11 protein-coding genes and 1 riboswitch are annotated in these 14,729 nt (G+C 65.5%); of the genes, 8 read left to right on the top strand and 3 right to left on the bottom strand.

Going from position 1 to position 14,729, the window contains the following annotated elements:
* Positions 1–10 precede the first annotated feature (10 nt).
* The 7 genes from RUH75_RS06655 to cobA all read left to right on the top strand — a co-directional run bounded on the left by RUH75_RS06655 (position 11) and on the right by cobA (position 9,907).
* Positions 11–592 (top strand): ANTAR domain-containing response regulator, encoded by a 582-nt coding sequence (locus tag RUH75_RS06655; RefSeq protein ID WP_313803406.1) that lies wholly within the window; start codon positions 11–13, stop codon positions 590–592.
* The gene (locus RUH75_RS06650; protein ID WP_313803404.1) at positions 589–1,791 is read left to right on the top strand and encodes a CmpA/NrtA family ABC transporter substrate-binding protein; all 1,203 of its coding nucleotides are present in this window, start codon (positions 589–591) and stop codon (positions 1,789–1,791) included. Before RUH75_RS06655 ends, RUH75_RS06650 begins: the two co-directional genes overlap by 4 nt.
* A 226-nt stretch (positions 1,792–2,017) precedes the next feature.
* A complete protein-coding gene (locus RUH75_RS06645) occupies positions 2,018–3,259 on the top strand; it encodes a nitrate/nitrite transporter (RefSeq protein WP_313803402.1) in 1,242 nt (413 codons plus the stop codon).
* Between the two features lie 297 nt (positions 3,260–3,556).
* Positions 3,557–6,076, top strand: coding sequence for a nitrite reductase large subunit NirB (nirB, locus tag RUH75_RS06640; RefSeq protein WP_313803400.1), 2,520 nt, complete (start codon positions 3,557–3,559; stop codon positions 6,074–6,076).
* A 5-nt stretch (positions 6,077–6,081) separates the two neighbouring features.
* Positions 6,082–6,417: a nitrite reductase small subunit NirD gene (gene nirD, locus RUH75_RS06635; RefSeq protein ID WP_313803398.1), complete on the top strand. Its 336-nt coding sequence runs from the start codon at positions 6,082–6,084 to the stop codon at positions 6,415–6,417.
* 111 nt (positions 6,418–6,528) lie between these two features.
* The gene (locus tag RUH75_RS06630) at positions 6,529–9,138 is read left to right on the top strand and encodes a molybdopterin-dependent oxidoreductase (RefSeq protein WP_313803396.1); all 2,610 of its coding nucleotides are present in this window, start codon (positions 6,529–6,531) and stop codon (positions 9,136–9,138) included.
* Complete coding sequence (gene cobA, locus RUH75_RS06625; RefSeq protein WP_313803394.1) at positions 9,125–9,907, top strand: uroporphyrinogen-III C-methyltransferase; 783 nt, start codon at positions 9,125–9,127, stop codon at positions 9,905–9,907. The genes RUH75_RS06630 and cobA overlap by 14 nt, the downstream gene beginning before the upstream one ends.
* 104 nt (positions 9,908–10,011) lie before the next feature.
* On the opposite strand, the gene RUH75_RS06620 is transcribed toward cobA, so the two are convergent.
* Positions 10,012–10,539, bottom strand: a complete 528-nt coding sequence (locus RUH75_RS06620) for a molybdenum cofactor guanylyltransferase (protein ID WP_313803392.1) — start codon at positions 10,537–10,539, stop codon at positions 10,012–10,014.
* A complete protein-coding gene (locus RUH75_RS06615) occupies positions 10,539–11,528 on the bottom strand; it encodes a threonine/serine dehydratase (protein ID WP_313803390.1) in 990 nt (329 codons plus the stop codon). The genes RUH75_RS06620 and RUH75_RS06615 overlap by 1 nt, the downstream gene beginning before the upstream one ends.
* Positions 11,529–11,608: 80 nt before the next feature.
* A riboswitch (cobalamin riboswitch) is annotated at positions 11,609–11,823 on the top strand.
* A 172-nt stretch (positions 11,824–11,995) separates the two neighbouring features.
* Here RUH75_RS06615 and RUH75_RS06610 point away from each other — a divergent pair.
* Positions 11,996–13,813 carry a TonB-dependent receptor domain-containing protein gene (locus RUH75_RS06610; protein WP_313803388.1) on the top strand — a complete coding sequence of 606 codons (1,818 nt, stop codon included), beginning with the start codon at positions 11,996–11,998 and terminating at the stop codon, positions 13,811–13,813.
* A gap of 7 nt (positions 13,814–13,820) precedes the next feature.
* Here RUH75_RS06610 and RUH75_RS06605 read toward each other — a convergent pair whose 3' ends face one another.
* The gene (locus RUH75_RS06605; RefSeq protein ID WP_313803386.1) at positions 13,821–14,696 is read right to left on the bottom strand and encodes an ABC transporter substrate-binding protein; all 876 of its coding nucleotides are present in this window, start codon (positions 14,694–14,696) and stop codon (positions 13,821–13,823) included.
* Between the last annotated feature and the right edge of the window lie 33 nt (positions 14,697–14,729).

The raw sequence follows: 14,729 nt of genomic DNA, 5'->3' as shown, positions 1-14,729 counted from the left end.
TTGGGGTCCCATGCGAATCGTCATCATCGACGACAGCGGCTTGCGCGCGACGGTTCTTGAAGAAGGACTGCGGGAGGCGGGCTATGACGATATTCATATCGTTCCCCCGCGTGGCGGCTTCGTCGCGCGGCTGGAACGCATGGCGCCCGACGTCGTGCTGATGGATTTGGGCAGCCCCAGCCGCGACACGCTGGAGGAGATGCTGTCGGTCAGCCGCGCGCTTGCCCGGCCGATCGCGATGTTCGTCGACCAGTCCGACGATTCGATGATCGGCGCGGCGATCGATGCCGGCGTGTCCGCTTATGTGGTCGACGGGCTGCGCAAGGAACGGGTCAAGCCGGTGCTGGAACTGGCGGTGCGGCGCTTCAACGCCTTTGCGAAAATCCAGACCGAACTGGACGAGGCGCGCACGGCGCTGTCCGACCGCAAGATCATCGACCGCGCCAAATCCATCCTGATGAGCCAGCGGGGTCTGTCGGAACCCGACGCCTATGCGCTGCTGCGGTCGAGCGCGATGAATCAGGGGAAGAAGATCGTGGATGTCGCTCAGGCCCTCATCACCGCCAGCGACCTGTTGGGAGGGGCCCTGTGACGACAGCGCTGCGCATTGCATTCCTGCCGCTGACCGATGCCGCCGTGCTGGCGGTGGCACGGGAAAAGGGCTTTGCCGAGGAAGAGGGACTCTCCCTCGACCTGGTCCGCACGGTCAGTTGGGCGACGCTGCGCGACCGGCTGGTGTTCGGGCAGGTGCAGGCGGCGCACATGCTGGCGCCGCTCGCGGTGGCGGTGACCTTGGGCCTGAGCCAGCAGGCCGCGCCGCTTTCCGCGCCCTACAAGCTTAACGTCAACGGCAATATGCTGGTGATGGCCAGCGATTTCGCGCAGGCGCTGGACCCCGATGTCGCCGCCCGGCTCGATGATCCGCTGGGCACCGCGCATGATTTCGCGGCGGCGATCGGTTTGTGGCGGCGCAAGCCGGTGATCGGCGTCGTCCATCGCTTCTCCAGCCACGCGATCATGCTGCGCTACTGGCTCGCCAGCGCAGGAGTGGACCCGGATCGCGACGTGGTGCTGCGCGTGGTGCCCCCCTCGCTGACGGTGGAGGCGATGCGCCTGGGCGAGATTGACGGCTTCATCGCGGGCGAACCCTGGGGCAGCGCGGCGGTGGACGCGGGCATTGCCGAAGCTGTAGCGATCGGCGAACGCATCTGGCGACGCGGGGTGGAAAAGGTGCTGGCCTTCCGCACTCCCTGGCTGGAGGAGAATCCCCAGCTCGTGGACGGCTTGCTCCGCGCGCTGGTCCGGGCGGCGGCCTGGTGTGACGAGCCGGAGCATCATGAGGCGCTGGCGCATCTGCTCTCGCAACCTCAATATGTCGACCAGCCGGCCGAGCTGATCCTGCGCGCGCTGTCGGGCGGCATTGTCGCGCGGGTCGACATGGCGCCGCTGCACATGCCGGATTTCATGCTCTTTTCCCGCGAGGCTACGCCCTTTCCGTGGCGTAGCCAGGCGCTCTGGCTCTATTCGCAGATGGTCCGCTGGAAGATGGTGGAGCATCGTTCGGACAATGCGGCGAAGGCGGCCGCGGTCTTTCGTCCGGATATCTTCCGCCGGGCGCTGGCCGACAGCAATGTGCCGATGCCTGGCGCGAGCATGAAGGTGGAAGGCGCCGTGGCATCCCCGCTGGCGGTGGGATCGAAGCGGGGGGAGCTGACGCTGGGCCCCGATCGCTTTTTCGACGGACGCATATTCGATCCTGAGCGGATCGAGGATTTCCTCGCGAGCTTTTGATCTTCCCGATGCCGCCCCAAAATTGTGCCTTGCAACATGAAGCGAATCACGAGATAAGATAAGAGTCGCGCGACGAAGTGCGTTTATCGGATGAGCGTGCCCAAGGATGGGGACACGCTCTCCTCAACAGAATTTTGCAGCAAAGCCGCTGGCCGGATTTCGTGGAAACGAGGTCCGGAGGCGGCTTTTTTCGTGTCCAGTTCATAAGAGTTTGAGGGACGTCAACATGGCAACTGCTTATTGGGATCGCCCGGAGGGCGAAGGGGAGGCCGGCCAGACCAGTTTCTGGAAGGCCGGGCATACGCCGACCCTGATCGCCGCTTTCCTCTATTTCGACCTCGCCTTCATGGTGTGGGTGCTGCTGGGGCCGCTGGCGCCCTCCATCTCCAAGACGCTGGGTCTGACGCCCGCCGAAAAGGGCCTGATGGTAGCGGTTCCGACGCTGGCGGGCGCCCTGCTGCGCGTGGTGAACGGCCTGCTGGTCGACCGCATCGGCTGCAAGCAGGCGGGCGCGATCAGCCAGGTGATCGTCATCATCGGCTTGTTCACGGCCTGGTTCATGGGCGTTGACAGCTTCGGCGGCACGCTGGCGCTGGGCGTGATCCTGGGCTTTGCGGGGGCAAGCTTCGCGATCGCGCTGCCGCTCGCCAGCCGCTGGTATCCGCCTGAGCATCAGGGCAAGGCCATGGGCCTCGCCGGCATGGGCAATTCGGGCACGGTGCTGGCTTCGCTGTTCGCGCCGATGCTGGCCAAGGCTTTTGGCTGGAACTCGGTGCTCGGCCTGGCGTGCATTCCGCTGACCATCGTCTTCATCGTCTATATGATCATGGCGAAGAATTCGCCCAATGCGCCCGCGCCCAAGAAGCTGGTCGACTATTTCCGGCCGCTCAGGAGCGCTGACGCCTGGTGGCTGATGGGCTTCTACTCGGTGACCTTCGGCGGGTTCGTGGGTCTGGCCGCGTCGCTGCCGATCTACTTCACCGACCAGTTTGGCCTGACCCCGGTGGTCGCGGGTTATTGCACCGCGGGCTGCGTGTTCGCAGGGTCGCTGATCCGTCCGATGGGCGGCGCGCTGGCTGACAGGATCGGCGGCGTGAAGGCGTTGATGATGGTCTATATCATGGCAGCTCTGGCTCTGTCCGGGGTTGCCTATGCGCCGACCTTGTTCTCGGCTCTCGGCTTCTTTGTCGCCGCGATGCTGGCGCTGGGCGTGGGCAATGGCTCGGTGTTCCAGCTGGTGCCCCAGCGCTTCCAGGAAGAGATCGGCGTCATGACCGGCCTGGTCGGCATGGCGGGCGGCATTGGCGGTTTCTACCTGGCGTCCTCGCTGGGTATTGCCAAGCAGTTCACCGGCAGCTTCGCCCCCGGTTTCCTGATCTTCGCGGGGCTCGCGCTGGTGGCTTTCCTCGGCATTTTGCTGGTTCGTGCCCGCTGGCGCGCGACCTGGACCAGCGCTGCCCGCATCTGATCTGGACGGCTGACAGAAGGGGGAGGCGGCGGCCCGCGAAAGGCCGCCGCCCTTTTCGCGTTTGCGATAGGCCGCGGCGGGACCGGAACAAAAATACATCGTTCTGCGAGGAATCGCTTGACCCGAATCGTCAAAAGCATATGCTGCAATGCAAAGGACGAGGTTGTCCTTCTTCCATAGCTGCGCTGGTCCACAGACGGATCGGCAAGGCGCAAATGATGGCAAAGCCGCCATCCTGACTTTCGGTTCTGAACCGAGGGTCCGGATGGCGGCTTTTTTTTATTCTGGAGTCAAGGGATGGATTTTCAGAACAACGGACCGGAAACGGCCAACGAAGAGGAAATCTTCGTGCCGTCCGAGGATGTCCAGGAACATCTGGTGGTCGTGGGCAACGGCATGGCCGGTTGCCGCGCGGTCGAGGAACTGCTGGCGCGGGACAAGCCAGGTCAAGGTGGGCGACGCTATCGCATCACCATCTTCGGCGCAGAGCCTTATGTGAACTATAACCGCATCATGCTCTCGCCGGTTCTGGCTGGCGAAAAGAGCTTCGATGACATCATCATCAACAGCCGTGAATGGTATAGCGAGAATAATATCGAGCTGATCGCGGGTGATCCGGTGACGGCCATAGACCGCACCGCAAAGACCGTCACGAGCCAATCGGGTCGCACCGTCGGCTATGACAAGCTGTTGATCGCCACCGGGTCAGACCCCTTCATCATCCCGGTTCCGGGGAAGGATCTGCCCGGCGTCATCAGCTTCCGCGACATGAAGGATGTCGACACCATGCTGGAAGCCGCCGATAAGGGCGGCGCCGCGGTGGTGATCGGTGGCGGCCTGCTGGGGCTGGAAGCGGCGCATGGCCTGACCCTGCGCGGCATGAAGGTGACGGTCATCCACCTGATGGACACGCTGATGGAGCGTCAGCTCGACGAAGCGGCGGGCTGGCTGCTCAAGAGCGCGCTGGAAGGCCGGGGCCAGACCATCCTGACCGGCGCCAATACCGAAGCCATCTACGGCGACGGCAAGGTCGAGGGCGTCCGCCTGAAGGACGGAACCGAAATCCCGGCGAGCCTGGTCGTCATGGCCGTGGGCATCCGCCCGTCGACCGCTCTGGCCCGCGAAGCCGGCCTGGAAGTCAATCGCGGCATCAAGGTCGACGACCATATGGTCACCAGCGATCCCGATGTTCTCGCAGTCGGTGAATGCGTCGAGCATGACGGCAATGTCTACGGCCTCGTCGCGCCGCTGTGGGACATGTGCCGCAGCCTTGCGGACGGCCTCACCGATCAGCACACGGGCTATAAGGGTTCGGTCACCTCGACCAAGCTCAAGGTCGCCGGTCTGGACGTGTTCTCCGCCGGTGACTTCTCGGGCGGCGAAGGCTGCGAGGATATCGTCCTGCGCGACGCCTCGCGCGGCGTCTACAAGCGCGTCGTCGTCAAGGACGACAGGATCGTCGGCGCCGTCCTCTATGGCGACACCGTCGACGGCGGCTGGTATTTCGACCTGCTGAAGCGGGAAGAAGATGTTGCGGACATCCGCGACCTGCTGATCTTCGGACAGGCCTTCGCCTCCGGAGGAGGCGCTCTGGACCCTAAGGCGGCCGTTGCGGCGCTCTCGGACGATGCCGAGATCTGCGGCTGCAACGGCGTCAGCAAGGGCCAGGTCGTGTCCTGCATCGCAGCGGGCAATTGCAGCCTTGATGCGGTGCGCGCCACCTGCAAGGCGTCGGCGAGCTGCGGCAGCTGCACCGGCCTCGTCGAAAATCTGCTGGCGGTGGTACTGGGCGACGACGTCCAGTCCGGGCCGAAGACCATGTGCAAATGCACCAGCTTCACCCATGACGATGTCCGCCGTGAGATCGTGGCGCAGAATATGCGTTCGATCCCCGAAGTGATGCAGTTGCTCCACTGGTCGACGCCGGACGGTTGCTCGTCCTGTCGCCCGGCGCTGAATTACTATCTGCTTTGCGCGCTGCCCGGCGAATATCAGGACGACCAGCAGAGCCGCTTCGTCAATGAGCGCATGCACGCCAACATCCAGAAGGACGGCACCTATTCGGTCGTGCCGCGCATGTGGGGTGGCCTCACCAACCCGCGTGAGTTGCGCGCGATCGCCGATGTGGTCGAAAAATATGATGCACCGATGGTGAAGGTCACCGGCGGCCAGCGTCTCGACATTTTCGGCATCAAGAAGGAAGACCTGCCCGCCGTCTGGGCCGACCTCAATGCCGCTGGCATGGTGTCCGGCCATGCCTATGGCAAGTCGCTGCGCACGGTGAAGACCTGCGTGGGTTCCGAATGGTGCCGTTTCGGCACGCAGGATTCGACCGGTCTTGGCGTCAAGATCGAGCGGATGACCTGGGGATCGTGGATGCCCCACAAGTTCAAGATCGCGGCCTCCGGCTGCCCCCGCAACTGCGCGGAGGCGACGATCAAGGACTTTGGCGTGGTCTGCGTGGACTCGGGCTATGAACTGCATGTCGGCGGCAATGGCGGCATCCATGTCCGCGCCACCGACCTGCTGTGCAAGGTTTCGACCGAGCAGGAAGCGCTCGATTATTGCGCTGCCTTCATTCAGCTCTACCGCGAGGAAGCGCGCTATCTGGAGCGCACCGCGCCCTGGATCGAGCGTGTCGGCGTGGAATATATCAAACAGCGGATCGTGGAAGACGAGGCAGGCCGCGAACATCTGCGCAGCCGCTTCCTCTATTCGCAGAGCTTCTCTCAGGAAGACCCCTGGGCGCAGCGCGCAGCCGGAGCGGACGCGGAACTGCACCAGCCCCTCGAACCTATCGCCATCGCCGCGGAGTGAACGACATGACCGATTGGATCGACATCGGAACGCTGGCCGACATTCCCCAGCGCGGCGCCCGCACGGTACAGATCGCAGGCGAAAAGGAGATCGCCGTCTTCCGCACCGGCGACGATCAGGTCTTCGCGCTGGTCAACGAATGCCCGCACAAGCAAGGCCCGCTGAGCCAGGGCATCGTCCATGGCCACAGCGTCGCCTGTCCGCTGCACAACTGGAACATCGCCCTGAAAACGGGCGAGGCGCAGGGCAATGACGAAGGCTGCACGCCGACCATCGCGGTCCGTCAGGAAGGGGATCGCATCCTGATCGCCCGTCCGGCGGCCCTGAAGGCGGCTGCGTGAGTTTCCGGTTCCCGCTCTTGCCGGCGGGAACCCGGGTGGGGGCGGCGTGCTGGCCATCCCTTGCGGTACGCACCTCCACCCAATTCTCCCTTTTGATCAAGAGGTAAAGGCATGACTCAGGCCATCCGCACCACCTGCGCCTATTGCGGCGTCGGCTGCGGCATCTCGGCCACGCCGACCGGGCCCCGGTCGGTCACGATCAAGGGCGATGAAGCGCATCCGGCCAATGGCGGGCGCCTCTGCTCCAAGGGCACGCATCTGGGTGAAACGGTGGGTCTGACCGGCCGCCTGCTGCACCCGATGATCGGCGATCGCCGCGTGAGCTGGGGCAAGGCGCTGGACCTGGTGGCGAAGAAATTTCGCGACACCATCGACCATTACGGTCCCGACAGCGTGGCATTCTACGTCTCCGGCCAGCTCATGACCGAAGATTATTATGTCGCCAACAAGCTGATGAAGGGTTTCATCGGATCGGCGAACATCGACACCAACAGCCGCCTCTGCATGTCGAGCGCCGTCGCCGGCCACAATCGCGCCTTCGGCGAGGATGTGGTGCCCGCCACCTATGACGATCTGGAGGAAGCGGACCTGATCGTGCTGGTCGGCTCCAACACCGCCTGGTGTCACCCGATCGTCTATCAGCGCATCCAGGCGGCCCGCGCCGCGCGCGGCACAAAGCTGGTCGTGATCGACCCGCGCCGCACCGAAACCTGCGAAGGCGCGGACCTGCATCTGCCCGTGAAGCCGGGCACTGACGTCGCGCTGATGAACGGCCTGCTCGCATGGTGCGATGCGGAGGGGATCACCGATCCGGCCTTTGTCGCGGACCATGTGAACGCGCCCGAAGGCTTTTGGGAGCATATCCGCGCCGGCCACGACCTCTGGACGACCGCGAAGACCTGCGACATCGCGCCCGCTCTGCTGGAGCAATTCTACAAGCTGTTCGCCGCCACCCCGCGCACCGTCACCCTGTTCAGCCAGGGCATCAACCAGTCGATCCGCGGCACCGATCAGGTCAACGCGATCATCAACGTCCACCTCGCCACCGGCCGCATCGGCAAGCCGGGCGCGGCACCCTTCTCCATCACCGGCCAGCCCAATGCCATGGGCGGTCGCGAAGTCGGCGGCCTCGCCTCGACGCTCGCCGCCCACATGGACTTCGCCCCCGAAAATGTGGAGCGCGTCGGCCGCTTCTGGGCCGCGCCCACTATGGCGACCAAGCCGGGCCTGAAGGCGGTCGACCTGTTCCGCGCCATCAATGAAGGCCGGATCAAGGCGCTCTGGATCATGGCGACCAACCCCGCCGTTTCGCTGCCCGATGCGGGCCGCGTGCGCGAGGCGCTGGAGGCGGTTCCCTTCCTCGTCGTGTCGGACATCATGGCCGACACCGACAGCTCCACCCATGCCGATGTCCGCCTGCCCGCCGCCGGCTGGGGCGAGAAGGACGGCACCGTCACCAACTCGGATCGCACCATCAGCCGTCAACGGCCCTTCCTCGACCTGCCAGGCGAAGCCAAGGCCGACTGGTGGATCGTCAAGGAAGTCGCCCGCCGCATGGGCTGGCGCAATGCCTTCGCCTATGACCGGCCGGCCGATATCTGGCGCGAACATGCGCGTCTGACTGCCTATCAGAATGACGGCGCGCGGGCATTGAACCTGCGTGCCCAAGCCACCATCGGCAATGACGCTTATGAGGCGATGGAACCGTTCCGCTGGGGTGGCGACACGCCGTTCGCCAAGGGTTTCACCACGCCCGACGGCAAGGCGCGGCTGGTCCTGACCCGGCAGATGGACGTGCAGGCTCCGCTCAAGGATTGGCCAATGACGCTCAACACCGGGCGTTACCGCGACCAGTGGCACACGATGAGCCGCACTGGCCTCTCGCCCAGGCTCGCTCGCCATCGCGAGGAACCGCTGGTCGAAATCCACCCGCAGGATGCGCAGGCGCTGGGCATGGCCGACGGCGATCTCGCCCGTGTCCAGACCGCGCAGGGTAACAGCATCTTCCGCGTGGGTTTCAGCGAAGGCCAGCGTTTGGGCGAAATCTTCACGCCCATCCACTGGACCGATCAGATGTCGAGCGGCGGCCGCACCGGCCTTCTGCCCCGTCCGCTGGTCGACCCGCATTCGGGCCAGCCCGGTTTCAAATCCACCCCGGCCAGCATCGAGAAAGTCGCGACCGAGTGGAAGGGCTTCCTGATCCTGCGCGGTGATCAGCCTGCGAAACTGCCCTGCCTCTGGTCCACCCGGATCACCGTGCCGGGCGGCGCACTCTATGAAATCGCCGGCAATGGCGATCCGGTGCGGCTCGAAGCCTGCCTGCCCAAGGGCGACCGCGTCGAGGCCATCGACCAGACGCGCGGCACCCGCCGGATCGCGATCATCAACGAAGGCAAGCTGTGCGGCGTGCTGTTCGTGACCCGCACCGGCCTGCTGCCCTCGCGCGACTGGCTCATCCGGCAACTGGAAGCCGAAGGGGTGGGCGGTTCCGTTCTGGCCGCGCGTGGCCCGGGCAACCAGCCCGACAAGGGGCCGACCGTCTGTGTCTGCTTCGACATCGGCCTTTATCAGATCATGGCGGCGATCCGCGAACAGAGCCTTGTCGACGTGCCCGCCATCGGCAAGGCGATCGGCGCGGGAACCAATTGCGGGTCCTGCCGTCCCGCGCTCGCCAACATCCTTGTCCAAGCCACGCAGGAGACGCTCCATGCAGCCGAATGAGCTTATCGCCCCCGGACAGGTCTGGCTGGTCGGCGCAGGTCCCGGCGACCCGGACCTGCTGACCCGCAAGGCGGAAAAGCTGATCGGGGCGGCGGAGATCGTCTTCTACGACGCGCTGGTGGGACCGGGCGTACTCGACCTGATCCCGGAAGGCGTGGAGCGGGTCAGCGTCGGCAAGCGCTCCGGCCGCCATAGCAAGGCGCAGGAAAGCATCAATGACCTGCTGCTGGCGGCGGCGAAGGCGGGCAAGCGCGTCGTGCGCCTGAAGGGAGGCGACCCCTCGGTCTTCGGCCGTTCGGCAGAGGAAATGGAGCATCTGGCGGCGGACGGCATTTCCTTCCGCATCTGCCCCGGTATCACCACGGCCAGCGCTGCGGCGGCAAGCGGCAGCGCCTCGCTCACCCTGCGCGGCGTGGCGCGGGGGCTGACGCTGGTGACGGCGCATCTCAAGGCAGGCGAACCGCTGAAGCTCGACTGGGAAATGCTGGCGCGGCCCGGCGGCACGCTTGGCATCTATATGGGGCGCGCGGCGGCGGGCGAGATCAGCCGCTCGCTGATCGCTGCCGGGCGTGACCCGGAAACGCCGGTGATGGTGGCGGTGAACGTGTCATTGCCCAATGAACGGCTGATCCGGGGTAAGCTGTCCGCGCTGGCCTTTCTGGTGCGGACGATCAGCGACGAAGACCCGACCTTGCTGATGATCGGTGAAGCGGTGGCGGGCACCTGTGTCCCGGCGGAAGTGGCGGCAAGCGTCGCGCTGACGGCCTGACTACAAAGCCACGTGCTCCTGCGAAGGCAGGAGTCCAGTCCCGCCTCTGAACTGGACTCCTACGTTGCCTTACGCCGCCCTTCGGGTCGCAGGAGCACGGGACACTATATTTTCAATCTCTCCAAATCCTCCGGCCGGTTGATATTGGGCAACACAAATTCCGGCCGTTCGACGATCCGCGCGCCGATCCGCTCCAGCCAGCCATGGATCGACCGGTTATTCTCCTCGGCCAGATGCGCGTCCAGTTCGCTCGCCAATCCAACTGGCCAGAACCCCGCCAGTTGCTGGCCCTTCAGGATCGCCGCGCCATCCCCCACCAGCGCCTCCGCCAGCCCATCGGGATAGACCGGCACATCGCATCCGGTCGTCAGGACCGCGTCGAAACCCTGTGCCGCCGCATGATGCAGCGCCGCATTCAGCCCGCCCAGCGGCCCCATATCCGCCGCCGGCCGGTCCGCCAGCCCGATCATCCCGTCCACCTGCCGTCCGCAAACCACAATCGCCTCGACATGGCGGCCCAGCGCCGCCGCCGCATGGTCCAGCAGGCTCCGCCCATCGAGCATCGCCAATGCCTTGTCGCTTCCGAAGCGGCTGGACCTGCCCCCCGCCAGCACCGCTCCCAGCAACCGCATCATGCCCCTCCCGCAATGATCCGCGCATAGGCGTCCGGATCGACATTGCTCCCCGAGATCACCACCACGCTCGCGCCCTCTGCCCCCGGAGCCAATCCTGCCAGCATTGCCGCCAAAGCCGCCGCGCCGCCCGGCTCCACCACCAGCTTCAACGCCGAAAAGGCAAAGCGCATCGCCTCGCGCACCGACACGTCGCTTACCACCAATCCGCCCGCCAGCAGCGCCCGATTGACCGGAAAGGTCAAAACCCCCGGCGACGGCGAGAGCAGCGCATCGCAGATCGACCGTGCATCGGGTGAAACGCTCTCCCGCACCCCGCTCGCCAGCGACCGCGCCGTATCGTCAAACCCTTCCGGCTCTACCGCATAGATCGCCATATCAGGCCGCCGCGCCTTCACCGCCGTCGCGATTCCCGACGCCATGCCGCCACCGCCGCAATTGACGAGGATCTGTCCCACCCGCGCGCCCAACTCGTCCGCCTGCTGCAATATCTCCAGCCCGATCGTCCCTTGCCCCGCCATGATGAACGGATCGTCGAAGGACGGCACCAACACCGCTCCGCGCGCGGTCGCCAGCCTTGTCGCGATCTCCTCCCGGTTTTCGGTGAAGCGGTCATAGGCCACCACGTCGGCACCCAGGGCCCGCGTATTGGCCGTCTTGATCGCGGGCGCATCGGCCGGCATCACGATCGTCGCCGCTATCCCCAGCAGCCGCGCGGCAAAGGCCACGCCCTGCGCATGATTGCCTGAGGACCAGGCCACGACCCCCGCCTTGCGTTCATCCGCATTCAAGCGCGCCAGCCGGTTGTATGCTCCGCGGAACTTGAACGACCCGCCATGCTGCGCGCCCTCGAACTTCACCAGCACCCGCTGTCCGCAACGCTCGTTCAACAGGGCATTTTCCAGCAGCGGCGTGCGCACTGCCGCCGGGGCGATGACCCGGGCGGCCTCTTCGACATCGGCGGCGGTAATGGCGAAAATGTCGGACATAGGGTTCCTTGGCGGCTCCTCTTGGCATGGCTGCTCCTTTCCCTTATGGCGCGCGGCGCGGGCGGGGACAAATCCTTGCGCGCAAAGAAGATCGCGCCGGTGCCCGAAAGGGCTGAAAACGGGAATGCGGTGCGGACGGGCAGCCGTCCAATTCCGCAGCTGTCCCTGCAACTGTAAGCGGTGAGCGCGATGCACCTGGGTCTACGGACCCGCCACTGGGCGACAGGCCCGGGAAGGCGTGCATCGCCGCATTGACCCGCGAGCCAGGAGACCTGCCGGCGTATGGTCGCTCTTGCCTTGGGTCCAGGGGTTGGCCGAGGCACGGTGTTTTCCGTCTGAGCGACGCAGCGGCACAGGGCCGCATCGGTGCAGGGGAGGGCGCTGGCGTCGACTTCCCCCTGTCCCGACCGCGCAAAGCGGACGCCCTGAGCCATCAAGTCGCAGCGACGCCCGGGGAAACAGATATAATGTTGAAAACCACCATCTCTCTCGCGGCTCTGCTCGCGGCCACGCCGGTTCTGGCGCAGGAGAATGACGAGATCATCGTCACCGCGCTGGGCATCGAACAGCCCCGCGACGAAGTCGGGCAGGCCGTCACCGTCATCGACGCCGACACCATCCGCGCCCGCCAGAGCGTCAGCGTCACCGATCTGCTGGCCACGACGCCGGGGGTTCGCTTCAACCGTGCCGACGCGGTCGGCGGCGTCACCGGCATCTCGCTGCGCGGCGCGGAAACGACCCAGACGCTGGTGCTGATCGACGGGGTCAAGGTCAATGATCCGAGCGGCATCGGCGATGCCTATGACTTCGGCAACCTGCTGACCGGCAATATCCGCCGGATCGAGGTGCTGCGCGGCTCCAACTCGGTGGTTTATGGCAGCCAGGCGATCGGCGGCGTGGTCAACATCATGACCGGCACGCCCTCTGAAGGTTTCGGCGGCAACGCCTCGGTCGATTATGGCTATGCCGATACGCTGAACGCCAAGGCCGATATTTCCGGCACGGCGGGCATGGCGTCGGGCGGGGTGGGCGTCGCCTGGCTGAACACCGACGGCATTTCCGCCGCCGCCAATGGCACGGAAAAGGACGGCTACAAGAATATCGCGACCAACGCCAAGCTGAAGCTTGCCTTCACCGATGCGCTCAGCCTTGACCTGCGCGGCTATTATATCCATGCCGATCTCGCTACCGACATCTTCTTCGGCGCGCCGATGGACACGGGGGACAGCAGCAAGCTCGACCAATATATCGGCTATGCGGGGCTGAACCTCGCTTTGTTCGACGGCAGGCTGACCAGCCGCGCGGCCGTCACCTGGTTCCGCAACGATCGCGACTATACGTCCGATTTCGGCCCCTATGGCTATTCGGGCACCAATCTGCGCTTCGAATATGAGGGCGTCTATCAGCCGGTCGATCAGGCGAAGCTGGTCTTCGGTTATGAGCATGAACGGCCGAACTATGAATTCGCCGGCTTCGGATCGGTCGAAAGCCACAAGGCGAATATCGACAGCGTCTACGCCCTTGCCGTGGTGAAGCCATTCACCGGCCTGTCCCTCACCGGCGGCGTGCGCCATGACGATCACAGCCAGTTCGGCGGGGCGACGACCTTCGGCGCCAACGCCAACTACACCCCCAATGGCGGCGCGACCAATTTCCGCGCCAGCTATGGCGAGGGGTTCAAAGCGCCCTCGCTCTACCAGCTTTACGACAGCTTCAGCGGCAACAGCGCGCTCAAGCCCGAAACCTCGAAAAGCTATGATATCGGCTTCGACCAGAATCTGGACGGCAATCGGGTGATGCTCTCGCTGACGGCCTTCCTGCGCGACACCCGCAACCAGCTCGATTTCGACTATGCGACCTCGCTTTACGGCAATCTCGACCGCACCCGCGCCAAGGGGGTGGAGGCGATGCTGACGCTGAAGCCCGTCGACGCGCTGACCGTCACCGCCGCCTATAGCTATGTCGACGCGCGCGACCGCAATACCGACGCCCGCCTGCCGCGCCGCGCGGCCAATGCGGTGAGCGTGTCGGCGGATTATGTCTGGCCCTTCCGCCTGTCGACCGGCGCGACGCTGACCATGGTGGGCGACAGCTTCAACGACGCGACCAACACGGTGCGGCTCGACGGCTATGCGCTGCTGGGGGTGCGGGCATCCTTGCCCGTCATGGAGAATCTCGAAATCTACGGCCGCATCGACAATCTCACCGATGAGGGATACGCCACCGTCTATGGCTATGGCACCTATGGCCGCTCGGCCTTTGGTGGCGTGCGTGTCCGCTTCTGATCAACGCTTACCGGCGTGGCGCGGCTGTGACCCGCGCCACGCTTTTGCGCGCGCGGCCGTCAAGCTGCGCCCCGCTTTTGCGCGCGGCGCCGTCAAGCTGCGCCACGATATTGCGTGCGGCCTCGACATAAGCGGGGCCGCCGCACACCGTCCATGCCTGCGGCACGCGGATGCGCGGAATCGCGCGCAGGATCGGATGGTGCAGCATCTCCGTCCCCTGATCGACCACCTTCTCGCTGCCGCTCTCGACGATCAGCCAGTCGGGCCGGGCGGCGACCATCTCCTCCAGCGAAAGCTGCGAGAGGGCGGGCTTGCCCAGCTTCCCCGCCAGATTGACGAGCCCCGCGCGCTTCATCAGATCATCGACCAGCGTGCCCGTCCCGGTCATATAGCCGCGCCGCTGATAATAGGCCGCGACCCCGCCGCGCCTTGGCCGGGGCAGGGCGGCCAGATCCCGGTTCATGCGCGCGATCAGCGCCTCGCCCCGTTCGGGATGCCCCACCGCCGCTGCCACCTGCCGGATCTGCGTCAGGATCATGGGATAGCCGTCCGCGCTTGCCAGCCCCAAAGTCCCGGATCGCCCCGGAGGCGCCCCCACAACGCTGTCCCCGGAAGGAAAGCCGAGCAGCAGGTCGGGCCGGATCGCCAGCACTTCCTCGCCGGGTCGCTTGAGCGTCCTGAAGCCCCGCGCCTTGCCCACTGCCGCCGACAGTTCCGGATCATGCCCATAGGGGCTGAGCGCCGCGATCTGTCCCGGATCGGCCAGCGCCAGCACATATTGATCGGCGCAGGTGTTGAGCGAAACGATCTTCTTCGGCGGAACGGGCGCAGCGCCGGTCAGCGCCAGCACAGAGAATATCGCCAGGATCGCCTTGCCTTGCATGGCACCGGCCTTAGCAAGCGCGCGCAGGGACGC

This window comes from Sphingobium sp. (genome assembly GCF_032153725.1).
Lineage (GTDB): Bacteria > Pseudomonadota > Alphaproteobacteria > Sphingomonadales > Sphingomonadaceae > Sphingobium.
This window is presented reverse-complemented; position numbering and strand designations above follow the sequence as displayed.